General features: G+C 42.5%; 20 protein-coding genes and 2 pseudogenes. 15 read left to right on the forward strand and 7 right to left on the reverse strand.

The window, feature by feature from the left end:
- The first annotated feature begins 31 nt into the window (after positions 1-31).
- The 3 genes from QJS82_RS12825 to QJS82_RS12835 all read left to right on the forward strand — a co-directional run bounded on the left by QJS82_RS12825 (position 32) and on the right by QJS82_RS12835 (position 3727).
- Entirely contained in the window at positions 32-1489 is a 1458-nt protein-coding gene (locus QJS82_RS12825; protein ID WP_281490748.1) for a UDP-N-acetylmuramoyl-tripeptide--D-alanyl-D-alanine ligase, read from the forward strand.
- A gap of 3 nt (positions 1490-1492) precedes the next feature.
- Positions 1493-2611 carry a phospho-N-acetylmuramoyl-pentapeptide-transferase gene (gene mraY, locus QJS82_RS12830; protein ID WP_183621046.1) on the forward strand — a complete coding sequence of 373 codons (1119 nt, stop codon included), beginning with the start codon at positions 1493-1495 and terminating at the stop codon, positions 2609-2611.
- 168 nt (positions 2612-2779) lie between these two features.
- Positions 2780-3727: a putative RNA methyltransferase gene (locus tag QJS82_RS12835; RefSeq protein WP_438656184.1), complete on the forward strand. Its 948-nt coding sequence runs from the start codon at positions 2780-2782 to the stop codon at positions 3725-3727.
- A gap of 252 nt (positions 3728-3979) precedes the next feature.
- Here QJS82_RS12835 and cls read toward each other — a convergent pair whose 3' ends face one another.
- Positions 3980-5329, reverse strand: a complete 1350-nt coding sequence (gene cls / locus QJS82_RS12840; protein ID WP_281490749.1) for a cardiolipin synthase — start codon at positions 5327-5329, stop codon at positions 3980-3982.
- A gap of 204 nt (positions 5330-5533) precedes the next feature.
- Positions 5534-6328, reverse strand: coding sequence for a YdcF family protein (locus QJS82_RS12845; protein ID WP_281490750.1), 795 nt, complete (start codon positions 6326-6328; stop codon positions 5534-5536).
- A 164-nt stretch (positions 6329-6492) separates the two neighbouring features.
- Here QJS82_RS12845 and arsC point away from each other — a divergent pair, with 164 nt between their 5' ends.
- From arsC to QJS82_RS12870, 5 genes are all read left to right on the forward strand, one after another.
- Entirely contained in the window at positions 6493-6900 is a 408-nt protein-coding gene (gene arsC, locus QJS82_RS12850) for an arsenate reductase (glutaredoxin) (protein WP_191690668.1), read from the forward strand.
- A complete protein-coding gene (gene arsH, locus QJS82_RS12855) occupies positions 6887-7699 on the forward strand; it encodes an arsenical resistance protein ArsH (protein WP_281490751.1) in 813 nt (270 codons plus the stop codon). Before arsC ends, arsH begins: the two co-directional genes overlap by 14 nt.
- A gap of 66 nt (positions 7700-7765) precedes the next feature.
- The gene (locus tag QJS82_RS12860; protein WP_281490752.1) at positions 7766-9076 is read left to right on the forward strand and encodes an arsenic transporter; all 1311 of its coding nucleotides are present in this window, start codon (positions 7766-7768) and stop codon (positions 9074-9076) included.
- A gap of 563 nt (positions 9077-9639) precedes the next feature.
- Entirely contained in the window at positions 9640-10053 is a 414-nt protein-coding gene (locus QJS82_RS12865; protein WP_201563775.1) for a PaaI family thioesterase, read from the forward strand.
- A 294-nt stretch (positions 10054-10347) separates the two neighbouring features.
- Positions 10348-11202: a patatin-like phospholipase family protein gene (locus QJS82_RS12870; RefSeq protein WP_281490753.1), complete on the forward strand. Its 855-nt coding sequence runs from the start codon at positions 10348-10350 to the stop codon at positions 11200-11202.
- A gap of 150 nt (positions 11203-11352) precedes the next feature.
- Here the strand turns inward: QJS82_RS12870 and QJS82_RS12875 are convergent, their stop codons facing one another.
- The gene (locus tag QJS82_RS12875) at positions 11353-13140 is read right to left on the reverse strand and encodes a potassium/proton antiporter (RefSeq protein WP_281490754.1); all 1788 of its coding nucleotides are present in this window, start codon (positions 13138-13140) and stop codon (positions 11353-11355) included.
- A gap of 442 nt (positions 13141-13582) precedes the next feature.
- On the opposite strand from QJS82_RS12875, the pseudogene QJS82_RS12880 reads away from it, so the two are divergent.
- Positions 13583-13705 (forward strand): annotated as a pseudogene (locus QJS82_RS12880) (IS3-like element ISPar1 family transposase); the annotation flags it as partial.
- Here the strand turns inward: QJS82_RS12880 and QJS82_RS12885 are convergent.
- Complete coding sequence (locus QJS82_RS12885) at positions 13700-14173, reverse strand: winged helix-turn-helix transcriptional regulator (RefSeq protein WP_281490755.1); 474 nt, start codon at positions 14171-14173, stop codon at positions 13700-13702. The pseudogene QJS82_RS12880 and the gene QJS82_RS12885 sit on opposite strands and share 6 nt — an antisense overlap.
- Positions 14174-14275: 102 nt before the next feature.
- Between QJS82_RS12885 and QJS82_RS12890 the strand changes: the two genes are divergently transcribed.
- The 4 genes from QJS82_RS12890 (at position 14276) to QJS82_RS12905 (ending at position 16763) form a co-directional block, all read left to right on the forward strand.
- Positions 14276-15004: an SDR family oxidoreductase gene (locus tag QJS82_RS12890; RefSeq protein ID WP_281490756.1), complete on the forward strand. Its 729-nt coding sequence runs from the start codon at positions 14276-14278 to the stop codon at positions 15002-15004.
- Between the two features lie 36 nt (positions 15005-15040).
- Positions 15041-15634, forward strand: a complete 594-nt coding sequence (locus tag QJS82_RS12895; RefSeq protein ID WP_281490757.1) for a 2-hydroxychromene-2-carboxylate isomerase — start codon at positions 15041-15043, stop codon at positions 15632-15634.
- A gap of 193 nt (positions 15635-15827) precedes the next feature.
- Complete coding sequence (locus QJS82_RS12900; RefSeq protein WP_281490758.1) at positions 15828-16190, forward strand: hypothetical protein; 363 nt, start codon at positions 15828-15830, stop codon at positions 16188-16190.
- Positions 16191-16325: 135 nt separating this feature from the next.
- A complete protein-coding gene (locus tag QJS82_RS12905) occupies positions 16326-16763 on the forward strand; it encodes an MgtC/SapB family protein (RefSeq protein WP_201591980.1) in 438 nt (145 codons plus the stop codon).
- A gap of 126 nt (positions 16764-16889) precedes the next feature.
- On the opposite strand, the pseudogene QJS82_RS12910 reads toward QJS82_RS12905, so the two are convergent.
- Together QJS82_RS12910 and QJS82_RS12915 are read right to left on the reverse strand one after the other, a co-directional pair.
- Positions 16890-17087 (reverse strand): annotated as a pseudogene (locus tag QJS82_RS12910) (integrase core domain-containing protein); the annotation flags it as partial.
- A gap of 9 nt (positions 17088-17096) precedes the next feature.
- Entirely contained in the window at positions 17097-17987 is an 891-nt protein-coding gene (locus QJS82_RS12915) for a LysR family transcriptional regulator (protein ID WP_281490759.1), read from the reverse strand.
- A 135-nt stretch (positions 17988-18122) separates the two neighbouring features.
- Here QJS82_RS12915 and QJS82_RS12920 point away from each other — a divergent pair, with 135 nt between their 5' ends.
- Together QJS82_RS12920 and QJS82_RS12925 are read left to right on the forward strand one after the other, a co-directional pair.
- Positions 18123-18614 (forward strand): CidA/LrgA family protein, encoded by a 492-nt coding sequence (locus tag QJS82_RS12920; protein ID WP_281490760.1) that lies wholly within the window; start codon positions 18123-18125, stop codon positions 18612-18614.
- A gap of 9 nt (positions 18615-18623) precedes the next feature.
- Complete coding sequence (locus QJS82_RS12925; protein WP_281490761.1) at positions 18624-19322, forward strand: LrgB family protein; 699 nt, start codon at positions 18624-18626, stop codon at positions 19320-19322.
- A gap of 327 nt (positions 19323-19649) precedes the next feature.
- Here the strand turns inward: QJS82_RS12925 and QJS82_RS12930 are convergent, their stop codons facing one another.
- Positions 19650-20537: a LysR substrate-binding domain-containing protein gene (locus QJS82_RS12930; protein ID WP_281490762.1), complete on the reverse strand. Its 888-nt coding sequence runs from the start codon at positions 20535-20537 to the stop codon at positions 19650-19652.
- Between the last annotated feature and the right edge of the window lie 72 nt (positions 20538-20609).

Raw genomic sequence — 20609 nt, forward strand, 5'->3', positions numbered from 1 at the left:
ATAAGTAGTCATCATATATAAGGTAATCATTATGACAGCCGACAACGATAACAGCATTCAGTCGCAAGGGCTGTATGTTTGGCAAGTAGACAATCTGCTTGCGGCAACCGCAGCACTCAACGGGCATTGGCAATTTGCTGAAGGTCAAACGACATCAAGCAATAACAGCACTGACGCAAGCAAACCCATTAGCAGCACTCGTATCGCTACCGATACCCGTACCATAAAACCCGGTGATATCTTTTTGGCGCTCAGCGGTGATAATTTTGATGGTCACGATTATATCGCTACCGCCATCGAACAAGGTGCGGTTGCGGCCATCGTTTCACGTCCCATTTCTGCTGATATTGCACAATTAGTTGTTGATGACACACGTTTGGCGTTAGGGCAATTGGCAGCTTATCGTCGTCAGCAGCATAAAAATTTGACCGTGATTGCCATTACTGGCTCTAGCGGCAAGACCACCTGCAAAGAGATGCTCGGTAGTATCTTTGGACGCTTGGCACCGACGCTGATTACCCGTGGCAACCTAAATAATGACTTGGGCGTACCGATGATGTTGCTCGAATTATCCGATCATCATCGCTATGCGATTTTGGAGCTAGGCGCTAACCATATTGGTGAGATTGCTTATACTACTGAGATTGTAAAGCCGGATGTCGCTTGTGTTCTCAATATTGGTACCGCGCATTTAGGGGAATTTGGTAGCCGTGAAGGCATTTGCCAAACCAAGGCTGAGATTTACCATACTTTGAATGACACGCAGTACGCTATCGTTCCTGATAAAGATGACTTTACCAATAAGCTGCGCCGTATCGCAGAGCAGCATACGTCACATGTGATTGGCTTTGGTAATACCGATGTCAGTGCCAGCCATTTAGATGTTGAACCTGAGCGTAGTGAATTTAAGCTGCATATTGGCAGCCAAGTCCATGATATTAATCTGCCGTTAGCGGGCGAGCATAATGTCAATAATGCCTTGGCCGCTGCTGCTTGTGCTCATGCGTTAAATATCGATATCAGTGATATCGTCGTCGGACTTGAAAATGCCCGTCCTGCTAAGGGGCGCTTAAACAGCCAGCTACTCGGTATGCATCGTTTGATCGATGATACTTATAATGCCAATCCGCATTCGGTGCGAGCGGCAGCAAAAGTATTGGCGGCGCAAACGGGCACGCAAGTCATGGTGCTGGGTGATATCGCAGAACTGGGAGAAGCGGCGGTCAGCGAGCATCAAAGCTTAGGTCGTACGATTGCGACCACTGGCATCAATGTGCTGCTGTGTGTTGGTGAATATGCCCCTTATACAGTGGCAGGCGCAAAAGAGATTTCTGCTATCAACGCCCATGCCTTTGCTGATAAAGACAGTTTGTTGGCATATTTACAGCCTTATTTACAAGCACAGCAAGCGCAGCCTTGTACGGTGCTGTTTAAAGGCTCACGTTCCATGGAAATGGAAACCCTTATCAATGCGCTAATCGAGGAGTAGGCGGTGTTAGTTTGGTTGTTTGGCTGGCTTGGTCAGTATTATACGCCGTTTTCTGCGGTTTCTTCGTTGACGCTGCGCGCGTTACTAGCGGTCATTACCGCGCTTGCCTTTAGCATGATTTTTGGGGGACGCGTCATTCGACGTCTGCGTGCGCTGAAGTATGGTCAGGCGATTCGTAATGATGGTCCGCAGTCGCATTTGGCCAAAACCGGTACGCCAACCATGGGTGGGGTACTGATTTTGAGCGCGATTGGGGTTTCAACCTTATTGTGGGCGCGATTAAACAATCCCTATGTATGGATTTTGCTCATTGTCATGATTATCTTTGGCGCAGTCGGTTGGGCAGATGATTGGCTTAAAATTAAGTATAAAGACCCAAAAGGTCTGATTGCCCGCAAAAAATATTTTTGGCTCTCGATGGGCGCGTTATTCGTCGGTATTTCTTTATATTATATTGCTACCTTGCAGCCAGATATGGCGACCACGCGTGAGATGCAGGATTTGCTGCTACCGATTTTTAAAGATTGGATAATTCCCTTCTCAGCCGTGCCGTTTGGTATTGGCTTTATTATCTTTACCTACTTTGTGATTAATGGTGCTTCTAACTCCGTCAACTTAACCGATGGCTTGGATGGTTTGGCTATTTTGCCGGTGGTTTTGGTCGCAGCAGGTTTAGGCGCCATGGCTTATGTCTCAGGTGACGTGCGCTTTGCGGATTACTTGCATGTACCTTATATTGCCTATAACTCGGAAGTGATTATTGTCTGTGGTTCGATGATTGGCGCCGGGCTTGGTTTCTTATGGTTTAACGCTCATCCAGCGCAAGTATTTATGGGTGATGTTGGGGCGTTAGCATTGGGCGCGATGCTCGGCACGATTGCGGTTATGACCCGTCAAGAGATTGCCTTTGCCATTATGGGTGGTTTATTTGTCGCTGAAGCATTGTCGGTCATGCTACAAGTTGGCTCGTATAAGCTGCGTAAAAAGCGCGTCTTTCGCATGGCACCATTGCATCATCACTTTGAAGAGATTGGCTGGAAAGAGACGCAAGTGGTGGCAAGGTTTTGGATTATTGCCATTATCCTAGTCATTCTTGGGCTGATGACCTTAAAACTGCGTTAAATCGTCAAACAGTTTCAAATCAAAAAAATTCAAATCAAAAGCCATCTCAAAATCTGAGATGGCTTTTTTATGTCCTATGCTATCTTCTCTTTTGTTATGCCTTTTATCCCTTACGAAGCCTGAACTTTGTTAAAATGGCAGCCATATTGTGATGACGTTGAGATACTTGTGAGCTTATTTATTTGTCCCCTTTGCCAATCACCCCTGCAACCAGCTGACGATACTTGGCGCTGTGATGGTAGCTTGCACCCAAAACAAACGTCTCATCCGTTTGATGTGGCGCGTCAGGGTTATGTCAATCTATTACCGGTACAACAAAAAAAATCCAAAGCGCCGGGCGACAGTCAGCAATCAATTGATGCGCGCAAACGGTTTTTAAATGCCGGACATTATCAGCCATTAAATGACTTAATTTGCCAAAAGATGGCGGCATTATTGACGGCAAAAAAAGCCAGTCTTAACCAAAAAGATAAGACCATTAATTGGCTGGATATTGGCTGCGGAGAGGGCTATTACACGCAGGCAATGGCGCAAACAGGTATGGATATGCTTATCGCTGCGGATATCAGTAAACCTGCCGTTGTGGAGCTGGCAAAAACCAGTAAGGCTTTAGGTCGTCTTTGGTATCAGCAAGCTAAAGACAGTGCTAGTAAGGAAACAATTAAGGCAGCAGCTATTTACCCACTGGTCACTAGCGCGGCGCATTTACCGCTACGCGCGCATAGCATCAATGGCATTAGCAGTATTTTTAGCCCCATCTTGCCAGAAGCGTTTAATGAGGTATTAAGCGATGCAGGCTATCTAATCATTGCCAAGCCCGATATGGGGCATTTAGCGACGATGCGTGAGGCGTTATTTGATGACGTCCGTGAGCATGATTCTGAGAAGTTTTTACAGGAATTAGCGCCTTATTTCCAGCTGCTAGAAACCCATCATATCAGCAGTAGTTTAAATTTATCGGCAGAGGGTTTGGCGGACTTAATGACCATGACCCCTTATGCGTATCGTGCGCGTAGCGACAAAAGACAGGCGCTACTAGCAGAAGTGGCAGCCAAACCTTTTGCGACAGAAGCCAAGTTTGTCATCTATATTTTGCAAAAAACAGCTGTTCAATAGAATTAATAAAGCACATTTAATGACAAATTATTTCATGTTAATAATTTCTCTTTAACAAGTACTCATTAATAAGCACTCACCCCACTCTCAACTTATTTTTCTAAGGTATTGGTTTACTTAGTTTTTAAAATTTCAGTTAAAACAATTAAAATTTTAAATTCTATAAAAATCAAAAGCCTACGATAAGTTGAGATTGGCGTAAGCACTCATTAATAATTACTCATTAACAAGGATTCATTAACAAGGACTCATTTATAAAACGGGTCCCATAGTGGCAACGATATTATTCCAAATCCGATAAGACAGCGGCCAGTTTTTGACTTCTTCGCGCGTCACTTCATCGGAGTCAGCGATATACTGATATTGGCGCTCCATAATATCCGCAGTCAGTTTGTTATCACTAAATAGGATATTGTTTTCATAGTTCAAATGAAAACTGCGCAAATCCAAATTGGTTGAACCAATCAAGCTGATTTCACCATCGACAGTCAGAGTTTTGGCGTGTAGCAGCCCAGGTTTATACTCATAGATTTTTACCCCTGCTTCAAGTAATTGCCAATAGTAGCTATGACTGGTCGCGGCGACGATAAAGGAGTCGTTTTTCTTCGGGAAAACCATCGTCACCTCAACCCCGCGATAGGCGGTCGCACATAGAATGCTCACCAGTGAATAATCGGGTACGAAATAAGGTGTAGAAATCATTAGCGTGTGTTGAGCTTGGCTAATCAAAGCGCCTAAAAACTGCGGCGTGGTGCCGTGACGCTGAGTCGGACCATCAGAGAAAACTTGCGCAGCAAAATCATTGGTCGGCAGATTTGGCTGCAAATCCGTCGCATACGGAAAGCTATCGAGCGGCGTATCAGGGTTTTCAGTCAGCCAATCACTGGCAAATAGCATCTGAGTTTGCGCAACGATGGGACCTTCGATGCGCAGCATAATATCGACCCAAGGGACATATTTGGGTTTTACCATAAACTCAGGGTCGGCACAATTTCGGCTGCCAGCGTAGCCAATTTTGCCATCAATCACGGTAATTTTACGGTGATTACGCAAGTCAATACGGCTGAACAGCAGCACTTTGAATATATTGGTCAAGGGTAGGGCGACACTAAGCTTTACACCCGCGTCCTTCATTTCTTGCCATAGCGTTGAGCCGACCATCTTGCGCGAGCCCATACCATCGACCATTGCTCGGCAGGTAACGCCGCGCTTTGCGGCGCGAATCAGTGCTTGGGCGGTAGCAGTGCCCATACCATCGACCAGCCAAATATAATACAGCACATGGATATGGTCGGTTGCCGCATCAAAATCGGCAATCATACGACTGCGGGTCTCAGCGGCATCAGCCATCAGCTCGGCACGATTGCCCACCGTGGTCTGAAAACCGGTGGCTTTTGCTGAATAAGCAAAGGCTGCTTGATATTCAGGTTTGACGGCCAGTGTTAACGCCACATCGCTACCGAGCACTGCAGGACGGTGTTGACGTAATTTATTGATAATGTCTTCACGTTCACGCGCGAAGTTGCGCCCTAAATGCACCTCACCGAACATCCAATAAACCAATACGCCAAATAAGGTAAGATGAATAAGATAACAATCCAAGCCAAGCGTGCGGGCGCGGTTAAGTCATCGCGCGATAGGACGCGCAAGGATATCAGCACCAGTAGGATAAAGTGAATGGTTAATAAGATGTCGATGAGCATAGGGCTGCCGTCCATTATTATTCTGGTTAATTATGGTTATTATTTTTATTTAAAAACGGTTTTATGTATCGGGCTAATTTATGAACCGCTTTATTAAATTCTATCAATATTCGCCAAATAGCCAACCACTGACAAAGGCAAAATACTCGCGAAACCATGCATTGTAGCGAATGGATAACGGTGTTGGGCTGGCGAGCAGAATAGGCTGCTGGTAGCCTTGATGCTTGGCAATGGCAGCGGCGCGAATGGTATGAAAGTCACTGGTCACAATGGCAATAGGCGCTGAAATAGAGATGCCTTTTGCCGCCAAAATTACTTGGCTATAGATTAAGTTTTCGGCGGTACTGGTGCTTTTGCCCTCTTGTAAGATGTGCTCAAAGGCAATGCCATGTGTCTCATGTAAATAAGTCGCCATAATACTGGCTTCACTGCGCGTCTGCCCCATACCTATACCGCCACTGGTCAGCGCTAGCGCCTCTGGCTGTGCTTTAATCAGCGGCGCGGCCGTATCTAAACGCTGAGCAAGCGTTGGTGTTGGCTTACCGGCGATAGTACCTGACCCTAATACAATAATCGCCGCGACCTCTGATACAGGCTGCGAGCTCCTTTTAATTTGCTGCTGCAATGAGAAAACAAATAAGCCAAAGCTTATCAGCCAAATAAAAAACAGCAGCCATAGCGTGTACCAAAGACGATTGCGAAATGGGTTTTGCCTAGTAAATTTGCGGATGGCATGCCAAAATATCCCATGGGCGACAAATGCGCTGCCCAATAAAAACGGTACCACGGTGCCAAAGTTGATTTTGCCAACCGTCATTAACACGGCACAATCAACCATGATAACGGTACCGATAACGACCAATCCAACTCGCGTTATAATGAGTAGTTTTTTTGCCATAGTTTTAAATTTATTATGTTTAGGTAAAGCTGCTGTAGTTTAGGGTTTATTCAATCAAGTGCTTATTTGTCTATTTAATTATACGTTGTTTTAATTGCATGGCGGTTTGGTCATATCAAGACATACTAAATCTCGTCCCTTTCACCTTAAAAGAGGAAAACCTTATGACGCCAATAATTTTTCATAATCCCAAATGCGGCACTTCTCGTAATACCCTTGCCATTATGCAAGCCTCAGGTGAGACGCCAGATGTGGTGGAATACCTAAAAACACCGCCATCACGTGAGTACTTGGTTGAGCTGTTGGCATTGATGCAGAATACTCCGCGCGAGCTTTTACGCAGTAAAGAGAGTATTTATACCGAGCTTGGTTTAGACAATCCAGCATTGACGGATGCGCAACTGATTGATGCCATGATAGCGCACCCTATTTTAATCAATCGTCCTATTGTTGTTACCGATAAAGGCGCGGTGCTGTGCCGACCGGCAGAGCGAGTGTTTGAATTACTGGAAAATCCGGTCAGTAGTTTCACAAAAGAGAATGGGGAAGTGGTGAAGCATGTTACAGAATAAAGAGACAGAAGTCTTAATAGTAGACGGTCTTAGTAATAAAAGTACTAGTAATATTGACGCTACTGATTTGCCCGCTGCTGATTCACTTAATAACGATTTACCCAATGTTGATTTTGATCAAATACAAGCCATTGATATTGAGTCTTTGGTCGGTAAAGATGACCCACGCCATGCGCCAAGAATATTGGTGTTATATGGCTCCCTGCGAGCGCGCTCATTTTCTAGATTGGCCGCTGAGGAAGCAAGCCGTCTATTGCGTTGGTATGGCTGTGAGGTGCGCATGTTTAATCCATCAGGTTTGCCACTGCCAGATGACGCAGATAGCGACCACCCAAAGGTGCAAGAGTTACGCGAGCTGGCACAGTGGTCAGAGGGCATGCTGTGGGTCAGTCCAGAACGCCATGGCAGCATTACCAGTATTATGAAAGCGCAAATTGACTGGATTCCATTGGCGCTCGGCGGCGTACGTCCGACCCAAGGTAAAACTCTCGCTATCATGCAAGTCAGTGGCGGCAGCCAAAGCTTTAATACCGTCAATCAATTACGTATTCTTGGGCGCTGGATGCGCATGATTACCATCCCCAATCAATCTTCTATCCCTAAAGCATTTTTGGAATTTGACGATAATGACCGCATGAAAATGTCTCCACTTTATCTACGTGTGGTTGACATTTGCGAAGAATTGGTCAAATTTACCTGGCTTACCCGAGGTCGTTCGGTGTATCTGACCGATCGCTATTCAGAACGGGTTGAAAGCGCTGCGGAAGTCTCACAACGCGTCAATCAAAAATCGCTCTAACGTTGTTATTTTATTATTGCCTTTATTAATATTTCATTGCTTCAATTGGCTCATTAAGGTTACTTCATGCTCGCATTCGCTATTTTTATCGTGACTTTGGTCTTAGTCATCTGGCAGCCTAAAGGGCTTGGCATTGGTTGGAGTGCGATGGGCGGCGCTTTGGTTGCCTTGGTATTTGGTGTGGTGCAATGGTCTGACGTTGGTATCGTTTGGGATATCGTTTGGGATGCTACCTTTACCTTTGTCGCCCTGATTATCATCTCTCTTATTTTAGATGAAGCGGGATTTTTTGGCTGGGCGGCCTTACACGTTGCTCGGCTTGGCAATGGGCGCGGGCGTTTGTTGTTTCCGATGATTGTGCTGTTAGGGGCGTTTATCTCCGCTTTCTTTGCCAATGATGGCGCGGCCTTACTGCTGACGCCAATTGTGATTGCTATTCTACTGCGCCTTGATTTTGCCCCCAAATCTGCTTTAGCTTTTATTATTGCCACTGGTTTTATTGCTGATACCGCAAGTTTGCCATTAGTGACTTCTAATTTGGTTAATATCGTCAGTGCCAATTATTTTGATATTGGTTTTGGTCGCTACGCGGCGGTAATGGTACCGGTAAATATCGTCTCTGTCCTAGCAACGCTATTGGTATTGTGGATTGCTTATGCGCGGCATATTCCTAAACACTACTCAACGGCAAATCTTAGCTCACCACAGTCCGCTATCAAAGACCCGCTGGTGTTTCGAGCGGCTTTTCCACTGCTGGCATTATTATTAATCGCTTATTTCGCGACTGAATCGCTCGGGCTGGTTATCTCCGTAGTGACGAGTGCCGCGGCGCTTATACTCATGGCGATTGCTGGACGCTGGTGGCAAGGCGGACGTGATGCCCAGTTTTCTATGACTAATATTCTTAAGAAAGCCCCGTGGCAAATTGTGTTGTTTTCAATTGGTATGTATTTGGTGGTTTATGGTTTGGGCAATGCAGGGCTTACTGCTTATGGCGCGCAAATACTCAATTGGTTAGGTCAACAAGGCGCGCTCGTTGCGACGGTTGGCACAGGATTCTTATCCGCCATCTTAGCGTCTGTGATGAACAATATGCCGTCGACGCTGATAGGCGCGCTGGCAATTGATAGCGCCCAAGTGCCCACTGCTACTCGAGAGTTGATGATTTATGCCAATGTCATCGGCAATGACTTGGGACCAAAATTCACGCCTATTGGTAGTTTAGCGACGTTATTGTGGTTACACGTATTGGCAGAAAAGGATTATAAGATAAGCTGGGGACAATATATGAAGGTCGGTCTGCTGATAACGCCGCCCGTATTATTAGCAACGTTATTGGCATTGGTGTTTTGGTTGCCTCAATTGCCGAGCATTTAAGGGTGGGTCTTGAAGGTTAAATATAAGCTTTAGGCTTTGTGTTTTAAAAGAATTAATGGTTCCTTAACCAAGATGTCTGCATGATTCTCATTGTATACTCGTAAGATAATTTTTTCACTTATTATCAATATTATGATGGTGAAGCATTTTGTTACCAGTGCAGTGATAATTTTTTTACAGCAAGCTGTCAGCGAGTGATCAATTATTAGAGTAGTATTGGGATAGATGCTGGTATAAATCATACTGCCAACTTTTATGTTAATCAGATAGATCGATGCCTTGCAAAGATGACTTTAGATATAGACATAGATGATTGAAAAATCTGAGCGCAGGTAAGAATCAGAGGACGATGATTGTCGTGAGGTTTTGAGATAAATGGTTAGGATGGTAATGAAGCTTCCTATTTATCTTGCTTTTCAGTAATGCTATCCTGCAAGTTAGAAAAGATTTTTAACTCATTTAAATAAAGATCCACTCCCTACGTTCGACGATAGTAACAGACCACTAACCTTTGATGAGAAAGTCGGTTAGGTCATAAGAATAATTAGACTCTAGGAGTATGTATGTCTGCAACCAAAGAAGAAATAGCTGCCTTTTTAGCGTTAGAGTTTCCTCAAACCAAATGTATTGTTGAAGCAGTAGGTAATAGTGGTTCGACCTTATCACATGATATCGGTATAGACGAGTTACGTCCTGGTGGCACTGTCTCAGGTCCTGTATTGATGAGTATTGCTGATGTCGCACTCTATGTAGCTATACTTGGCAAGATTGGAATTGTACCGTTGACAGTGACGACAAGCCTGACCATTAATTTTTTGCGTAAACCCTCAGCAGAAGCACGTATTATTGCTGAGTGTAGCTTGCTAAAAGTAGGTCGCACGCTTATCGTAGGCGAAGTTTCTTTATATTCAGAGGGCTCTAGTGACTTGGTCGCACATGTTGTTGGTACCTATTCCGTACCGCCTAAGCATGATTAAATGACTTATACATATACCCTGTTAAACATATCTTCTCAGTACCCATAATATTCATATTGTTATCGAGCATTTTTGGCGCTTACTAACTCAAGTAATGCCGAACTGGAAAGAGGTGAAGGCTAGGCTCGACGGGATGGCTGAGCTTTACTTGAATGAGTGGAATTTGGAGCTAGGTAGTTTAAGATGATTTTTTGGAAAAGTATCAGCCTCCGATATACCCGAGGCGCTTCACTTAATTACTCTATGTAATGGTTGAGTTAAAAAGGTGGTATTCACAAAAATTCGAGGTTTTCAATGCTTAAACAACATCGACAAGCACTAGTAGTTGAAGGTGGTGGAATGCGTGGCGCATTTACCAGTGGTGTCTTAGACGCATTTTTACAACAACAATTTAATCCTTTTGATCTTTGTGTGGGGGTGTCCTCAGGCTCAACGAACGTTGCTAACTATTTAGCTGCACAACGAGGTCGCACCCTGCAGATTTACTTAGATCATTCACTTCGACCTGAATTTATCCATTATGGTCGTTTCCTTAAAGGCGGGGACTTACTGGATCTAAAGTGGATGTGGGATGTGGTGGAACAAGAGCATCCACTAAATCAGGCACAATTATTTGCCAGTCATGCTGAGTTTTACATGGTGCTAACACATGCTATTTCAGGTGAAGCTAACTATATTAAAGCCTGTAAAGACAATATTTTGGATGGATTAAGAGCATCAAGTTCTATTCCAGTGCTAACTCGACAAGCGGTCGAGATATTTGGCGAACCTTATTTCGATGGTGGTGTAGCTGATGCTTTGCCTGTGCATTGGGCCGCTCAACAAGATCGTGTTGCTCAGCTAATGGTAATACGTACTCGCCCTCAAAATTACTATAAAGCAGGTCGCAAAGGCGATCAGCTGTTGGCTAAATATTTTTCTAAGCAACGATATGGTTTTGCCCAAAGCTTATTGACACGAACCCAACGTTATAATGATGCGGTGCAATTTTTACATTCTGCATCACCACAGAAGTTTTTAGAAGTTTGCCCACCCGACTTGAAAAATATGGCGAGTCGATTATCTAAAGATAAAGCTAAAATCCGTTATAGCTATGATGTAGGACTAGAAACTGGGTACAAAGCGATTGAAGATTGGCATAAACTTTAATGATAATTCCGTTAATAAATCAGAACGCTTAAAACTAGACATTAACTGTTAAATAATGCAGCTTAATCCTATTGGATAAGTATCTTATGGTTGAGATATTTGCCGTGCAGCCACTAGCTCATGTTAAGTCTAACAGCGATATAGACTATGCTACTGCTGCTTGGGCTCTTGTTGTTTTAAGCCAATCGCTCTAAGTCTTCCATTATCATCAACATCCTTGATAACCAGTAACCACTCCTCATTAATCACCACCGTATCACCCGATACGGGTGCCATCTTTAAGCTTGCTTTGACATACTGAGCGACCGTTTGTTCCCACATATTTTTTGAGCTGCCTTCATTTTTAGTGTTCAAGCCATCGTCCAGAGACTCGAATTTCATCTTATCGCTGAAGAATGGCACATCCCCAAGCTTGACATTCGGCGATAGCAACCAATCGCCATAAAAATCATCGATGGCTCTACGGTCTAAGGTCGTGTCATTAAAAACATCCGCAATCTGACCGGCATGATTGCCGCTCATGGCATACCAAACGCTGTCGCCAAATTTAAGCTTGGTGTCTTTATTAATTGCCAAGATTTGCTGACCGCGCACCAAGGCAAAAACACGGATTTCCTCAGGGCTGATGCGCGTAGAGATGTCCCTTGGATGACGACCAATTGCAAACGCACCTAACTTTACTTCAAATTCATACAACGTAATGCTTGCTCTGTCTGACACCCACACTTCATGCTCTTCTTTTGGGTCTTTATTGTTAGGAATACGCACCTTAAACAGATTGGCCATAAAAGGAATGGTCGTCCCTTGTAATACTAATGATAAAACTACCACACCAAAAGCAATATCAAATAGCATAAAGGCATTATCTACCCCTGCAATCACTGGCAACATGGCAAGGGTAATGGGTACCGCACCGCGTAAGCCAACCCAAGAGATGAAACCGATCTCTTTGTTTTTAAACTTAAAAGGTAAAACACTGGTATAGACTGCAATAGGACGAGCCACTAAAATCATAAAGGCAGCAATGGCCACTGAATAAGGCCAAACTTCAAGAACGTTCGATGGTGTGACCAATAAACCCAATACGACGAATAACACCGCTTGCGACAACCACGCAAAGCTGTCCATCACGCGCATGACATGCTCAGTTGAGCGTACCTTATGGTTGCCAATCATAATACCCGTGACAAAGACGGCTAAAAAGCCACTTCCGCCTAGTAAGTTGGTGGCAGCAAACACCGCTAAACCAGCCGATAATATCAAGATGGCATACATACCTTCTGCCAAGTGTATTTTGGGTAATAACCGAGAGAGGAAGTACCCGAAGAACAAGCCCATTCCTAGACCAAAGCTAAGCTGCTGTAATAGCAGCCCTAAAAAGCCTAGCGCTGTCTGTCCGGCAGGATCAACATTTAAAGCAATTAATCCAGTTACTAACAGAATTGCTAAAGGGTCGTTGGCGCCCGACTCTAATTCAAGCGTGGCTTGGACACGATCATTTAATTTAACACCGCCATTACGCAGCAGTGAAAACACCGCTGCCGCATCAGTAGAACCAACGATTGCCGCTAGCAATAGCCCAAAGCGCCAATCGACATCAAGCAGCCACGTGACGAATACACCCAGTATCATTACGGTCGCAAGTACGCCCCAAGTAGCTAGCGTAATTGCTGGTTTTAGTCCAACTCGAAACGATTTAAAAGAAGTACGCAGTCCACCGTCTAGCAAAATACAAGCCAATGCCGCCTGCCCGACAAAATTGGCTATTGCATATTGAGAAAACTCAATACCCAAGATACCCTCTTCACCAGCCAGCATCCCAACGACTAAAAATAATAGCAAAAGAGGTACACCCAAACGTGCTGATAAAGTGCTCGCCATGATACTGGCGAAAATTAATACTGCTCCTACGAGATACACGATATTTAAGGTATCCATCTTTTATTAAGCCCTATTTTATAAGTTATGATGAGTTGGGAGTTGGGTTGTTGCGATAGCGGTAGTTTAGTTTTGCTGGGGACAGCGCATAGTGTTCTAATACCAAAGCTTATAATACTAAGCTGATTTAATTAGAACGGAAACATTATTTATCCCTTGCTTTCAAGCAGTTAGTTATGGTTTTAAAGCATTCCTTAAGAATAACATCTAGAATCAAATCTAGAGTACTTATTTTTGAGTAGATCTCTTAAAAAGGCCATTAAGAACGAACTGTCCTGAGATGGTCGGAGACTTAACATTCTGAGTCAGGCAGCTAAGCCTGATAGATTTTTATTGAATAACCTGCCTATTCAAATGAGCCACCCCGATATTGATATTGAGCTATACTGAAAAGACCGTAGAGATGAACTTGGTAGACTAAGCATCATAACAGGCGTTTATCATGCATAAAAAAATCAGGGCCTACAGAAACTAATTTAAAGCTCAAGCAGTTAAACAGATAGTAGAAAATAACGGCAATATCTCAGCAACTGTAAAACAGCTTGGCAGAACCCTCTCTTCATATACCAAACTCGTCCTCACCTATCCAATCAGGTCCTATTTCAATCTTAATATCCCGTGCATTTATTGGTTTATGGCATTCTGAACATACCGTTACGGGATGCATTATTTGGCCGCACTTATTGTGTCTATGTAGCAACGGCGCACCCCGTTCATCAGCCATGTGTTTGTCTCCCCAGCTAACCAGTGCCAAAACGATTGGATGCAAATCTAAACCACGCTCTGTCAACCGGTATTCCTCACGCAGTGGTTGCTGTTGATACGGTGTTTTTGTCAGAACGTCATACTCAACCAGCTTACGAAGCCGGTTAGACAAGACATGACGTGTGATGCCTAAGCGTTGCTCAAATATATCAAAACGTCTGACACCTAAAAAACAGTCACGTAAAATCATTAGCGTCCAACGATCACCAATGACTGCCAAAGTGCGAGCTACTGAGCAAGGCTGTTTATCAAGTTCATCCCAGCGCATATGTTACCTCCTACATGTATGAGTAATAGATTAGCTTGACAGACTCTGAAAAGGAAGCTATATTTTTGTTAGTTCTAAAAAGGAACCTATAAGGAAATAGACATGTATAGAGCACCCGTAGCGGTTGTAATTGGCGCAGGCGATGCCACTGGCAGTGCTGTTGCGAAACGTTTTGCAAGAGAAGGTTTTACCTTATGCGTGACCAGAAGGAATGTGGAGAAGCTGAGCGCATTAGTCAGTGATATTGAAGCCGCTGGTGGAATAGCAAAGCCATTTGGTTGCGATGCGCGTGTAGAGCAAGAGATGGTTGAGCTGTTTACCCATATTGAACAAGACATTGGCACGATTGAAGTTGTGGTATTTAATATTGGTGCGAATGTCCATTTTTCCATTGTAGACACCACAGAAAGAGTCTACCGAAAAGTATGGGAGATGGCAGCGCTATCTGGATTTCTCACAGGTAGAGAGGCAGCAAAAGTAATGCTTCCCCGTGGAAAGGGCACGATTATTTTCACCGGCGCGACGGCTTCTTTACGAGGTAGTAAAGGTTTTTCTGCTTTTGCTGGCGCTAAATTTGCTTTACGTGCTTTGGCGCAAAGCATGGCTCGAGAGTTAGGGCCACAAGGTATACATGTGGCTCATCCTATTATTGATGGTGCCATTGATACCGCCTTTATTCGTGACAACTTTCCTGAGCGTTATGCGCTTAAAGATCAAGACGGGATCTTAAATCCTGAGCATATCGCTGAGCAGTACTGGCAATTACATTGTCAACCAAGAGACAGCTGGACGCATGAGCTTGATCTACGCCCATGGTTAGAGACCTTTTAGAAACTTTCTAATATATTTTGTCAGGAGTACTTTGAGATGAGTAAAAAAGTAGAGTTTTTCTTTGATGTAGGAAGCCCAGCCAGTTATTTGGCATGGACACAATTAGAGAGTATTGCACAGCGCACTAACGCTAAAATCATTTGGCGGCCTATGCTGCTTGGTGCTGTCTTTCAAGCCACTGGTAATGCGTCACCAGCTGTGGTTCCTGCTAAAGGCGCTTATATGCTCAAAGACCTTAAGCGTTTTTCAAATATTTATGGGGTGCCGTTTAACTTCAATCCATTTTTCCCGTTGAATACGATGCATTTAATGAGAGGTGCGACCGCTTACTTGGAAGAACCTGAGTTCCAGACTTATTTAGCAGCCATTTTTAACGCTTTATGGTCTGAACAGCTAAACATGGAATCACCAGAAGTAGTGGCTGAGGTTTTGAGCAAAGCAGGCATTGACGTGACTGATTTTATGGCTCGTATTAGTGAGACTGAGGTCAAAGAGCGTTTGAAAGCAACTACTGAGGAAGCTGTAGCACGAGGTGTTTTTGGTGCACCTAGTTTCTTCGTGAACGGTGAGATGTTTTTTGGTCAAGATCGCTTAAGTTTCGTTGAGATTGCTTTAAAAGAGTGGCCTTAATTAGCAACGGTATAGCATGAGTTGAAAGCGTTTAGACTGTGCTCTTTCCTAATAATGACAGAGACCAATAAGAATATTAGTTATAATTGTAAATTGATTGAATAAACACTTTTGTGGTGTACTGTATGGGTTAATGAACTATGATTGTATATTGGTAAATATCTTCATCTGTTACTAATAAACGGGTCATATCATGAAAAAAGAAACGCTGACAGGATTGTCTATTATTACATTTGCAGCATTTTATATTTGGATTCAAAGCGACAGTAACTCATTTTATGAAGAAAAAGACACTGAACTTGAACAAGCTCGCAAAACATCAAAGATTGCACTGCTAACGAAGTGTCAAGAAACGACAAAACCTATGCTTAAAAACCTTAAGTCTATGGAGATTAACCGCAAAAATACAGACTACAGACTATTAAATAACGGTAATTTCAAAGTTACAACGCATTACTACGCTAAAGATAGCGTAGATGCTACTCCTCTGATTGTGGTCGATTGCCTATTCGATAAAAATGGTAATTTACTAGAGACCATCCCAGATTCTGTGTAACTGTCATTTAGCTTATAGCAATACTTACACACTTTTCAGGAAAGTCTCAATACGTGGCAATAAACCATCTTCTACACATTAAGAATAACGATTATTCTTGTTCATTTAACATTATTTTAAAGAGCGTAATAAGCCATGTTTGAATTCGATTTAAGCTTAAAACTAATGGTGTATCACCTTACTCAATTGGGCATTGCTTTTATACTTTCGCTGCCGATTGCGCTCAATCGTGAGATGAAAGATAAGGGTGCAGGACTCAGAACCTTTCCACTAGTAAGTATTGCATCCTGTGCCTTCATGCTAGTTGCTGTAGATATCTATCATGGCTCACAGCCTGAAGCGAGAATCATGTACGCGATTATTACGGGCATGGGCTTTATCGGTGGTGGTGCTATTTTTAAAGGAAATGATAGTGTAAAGGGGACGGCGACGGCTGCAAGTTTATGGAATACTGCTGCTATTGGCATCTCCGTTGCTTATGGTCGTTATGAGATAGCGATCATATTATCGGTTGTCAATTTCTTAATACTGCAATTCTCAGAGCCGTTCAAGGTAAAGGATAAGCTGGATTAGTTATTCTTCTTGGTTTCAATCGGTATATCTAAAAGAATATGTTCAGCAAAGTCTAAGGATGTGGTGAACCGCCCCGAGTTTATCGGAGGCCGATTTACTTGAGTCAGGTAGCAATGCCTGCCAGGATCAAACTATAATAATGCCGCTTTCAAACTCAAAAGGCGATACATAGCCCAATGCACTGTGTATACGCTTTTTATTGAACCAATCTACTCAATTCAATGTCGCAAGTTGTACATTCGCTAAACCTTGCCAACCTGCTTTTAAATATTCAATCACCTCTGTTTTGTATAACCTATGCCCTGTTTCAGCCAAAGCATTATCAAGGCCTGGTTATATATTTTTTCTTATGTTATCAAGCCAAGCTCGCATACTTGGTGTAAGCAAGCGATGACGACGCCAAGCCATGACAAGCTCCCATTTTAACTGAGGTTGGGTTAGTGGCAAGCAGACTAATCCTGTTAAATCCAACTTTTGAGTATAATATTGAGGCAAAAGAGTCACACCCATATCCTGTTTTACCATGTCAAGAAGCAAGTGCCACTGATTGGTTTGGCAAATAATATTAGGTTCAAAACCTAGTGATTGACAGTTTTCTATAATCATCGGAGTAAATGATGAATTGGAGGTAAATAAAATTAGGGGTGCATTTGATAGTGACTTAAGTGTTACCTTGGTTTTTCGCTTACCCATACGGTTTTTATTTGCTACGACCACCACTGGATAGCAACATATCGACGAGTAGTCAAAATCATCGTCAATCGGCTTCATCAATGTTGCCACATCAAGTTGCCCCTCTAGAAGGGCCTGCTTAAGTGACTCAGCACCATCTTCGATAAGTGAGGTTTCTATACTAGGATGCATTTGGTAAAAGTTAAAAATAGCTTTGCTTAGTATTTCACTGCCTAACGGTGAAATCCCCAGACGCAACTTACCACCTATTAATTGCTGATAATCTACTACTGTTTGTTCAAGATTATCTGCCTTTTGTAAGATATCCATTGCTTGAATATAGAGGTATTCGCCAATTTCCGTTAAATTAACTAGCCGCTTTTTTCTATGAGTCAACGGCTTATCAAACAGAGCTACGCCTAAATATTCTTCAAGATTACTAATGGATTTGGTAACGGTGGGTTGGGTTAAATTGAGTTGAATACTGGCTTGAAGAAACCCACCTGTTTTTACAACTGTCACAAAGCAGCGTAATTGTTTCAAAGTTATCATAAATAATAAACCACAGTTAGGAATGAGAACGAAATTTATTATAGAAATTAGGAATAAAAATAAAAATATAATTCATAATTTATGACTGTAGTGTTCTTATAATAAGTGGTCTCTAATTAACAAACAACAACTATTATGCGTAATCTTAATATTCGCTTACTCCTCTCTTTTGTAGCTGAAAACAAACTTACACTTCAGCAGTTTTATCGCCAATCATGGCTTCATGTGCTTATGCAATGCGCTATTATCGCAGCTGTCTGGTATTGTGCTGCGATATTGGTTGAATTATTGCATTTACCCGTATCCTCAGGCGTATTAGGAGTGTTTTTAATGCTGGTATTATTAATGAGTGGTGCTATTAAGGTTAACTGGGTCAGACTGGGGGCAAAATTTGTTTTGGGTGAATTAGTATTAATGTTTATCCCACTTATGATGTCAATACTTCAATACAAGGCGCTATTTATCAGTAAGGGCTGGCAATTAATGCTGACGATTATCTTAAGTACCGCGATGGTGATGTTAAGCTCAGCATTAACTTTTATCATGGGGCACCGTTTGCAACGTAGATTGTATCGACATCAGATTCATAAAGCCCAATTAAACCTAAAAAATGATGATAATGCGTGAGGATTTGCGATGAATGTCTGGTCAATCCTTTGTCTCATTTGGACATTAGCTGCTTATTATATGGCTAAAGTAATCTATGTGCGCTATCGAAAATCTTGGCTAAACCCTGCTATTACGGTTCCAGTAATAACGCTTTCATTAATGATTATTTTTAATATCTCTTATGATACATATTGGAAGGATACAGCTTGGATTGTGCAGTTACTTGCCCCCGCAACGGTTGCGTTTGCTATACCTATTTATGAGTATCGTCGTTTAATACGTCAACATGCTTTGGCTTTGACCGCTTCTATAACTGTTGGGATGGTGGTGGGAGTCTTAAGCATATACCTATTCACTGGTTTGTTCCATTTTGATAAGACCTTGACCTATAGTTTGATGGCCCGTTCAATATCGACACCATTTGCGTTAGACTTATCTGAAAAGATTCACGGATCTCCCTCTTTAGTTTCATTGTTTACTTTGATTACAGGGATGGTGGGAATGATTTTAGGGGATATGATCTTGACTTTTTTTCGTATTCGCTCCCATCTTGCAAATGGAATCGCATTTGGTAATGCATCACACGGTTTTGGTACAGCCCGGGCAAGTCAGCGCAATGAGGATGAGGGCGTTATAGCCAGTTTAACAATGATTTTAGCGGGATTGTTTATGGTATTCTTAGGCCCTTCATTAATACATGGCGTAATGTTATTCGGGCAAGTTTAAGCAAATATATATATAGACCCTAATCCATATTAAGAATAGATATGATAACAGCCATTATCACTAACAGATAAACAATAAAAAAACGTATAAATTTCCGTTTTTATTCTAAAGTTAATTCGACTTTAACTAAATGTAATGAGCTTTATTCCTTTTAAATTTCAACCTATTAACTTATATTATTCGAATATCAGATAAAATGAATGACTATTTTTTGAGGATACGAGTGTTTATGAGTTATTGAATCGGGATTTTCTAAATCATCATCTTAAACCCCTTAACAAATCATTATTTTCCTTGTAACAACAAATAAGATAGAGGATTTCTTTACTAGCATTGAGATTCTAACCATTTAGATAGTTTAATAATATCATCCTGATTATTCTTTAATTCCTTGCAAACGAAGTAAAACTTATCCCCTGTTAGTAATTCATGCATTGGGATTCTAACGAGTGTCTGCTTATAAGATTTATCTAGCATCATATAGTTGTTAACGAGGGTAACTCCCAGATTATACCGTGCGGCTTCTATCGCTAGTAGTACATGACTAAAATGATTTATCTTTATATCCTTCGGTAACTCAAATCCGCCTGCCTTACACCACCGCAGCCAATCCTCCGCTGTATTCTCACTTATATCTGTATACCTCACGGATAATATTGGATGCCGCCATAATGTATCAGGAAGTGGTTTATCTCTTATTTTCTCCCAAAGCTTTTGACCACAAACAGGATATAAAGTTTCAGAAAATAAAAACTTACTGATGAAAGCATGTGGAGGGGGATTGACGGTAATATAACAATCGGCCCTTTGCTCATTATGATCAGACGGATGATTAACCATATCTAAAGTGAGTTCTATTTCTGGATACTGTCTATAGAAGTCTTCTAATCGAGGGATCAACCAATTTACTGCGACTGAACTGTACAGAGCTAAGCGTATATGCCCAGGTTTTCCATGCTTAATAATCTGACTACTATCTGAAAGAAGACCCAAAGCGCCACTCACATCTGTGAAATAACGCTCACCAACCTCTGTTAACGAAAAGGTCCGGCCTTGCCTGTAAAACATTGCTTCCCCAAGATACTTCTCAAGGATGCGTATTTGGTGACTCACGGCACTTTGTGTCACATTGAGGCTCTCTGCTGCTTTTGAAAAGCTGTTAAGCCGTGCAACGGATTCGAAGCACTGTATTGCACGCAGCGGTGGTAAATCCATGATTACCTCAGCTAATACTAAATATGTTTTATATCATTATACATCATAGCGTTACTTGAATATACTGCCTGA

This window comes from Psychrobacter maritimus (assembly GCF_029953575.1).
Lineage (GTDB): Bacteria > Pseudomonadota > Gammaproteobacteria > Pseudomonadales > Moraxellaceae > Psychrobacter > Psychrobacter maritimus.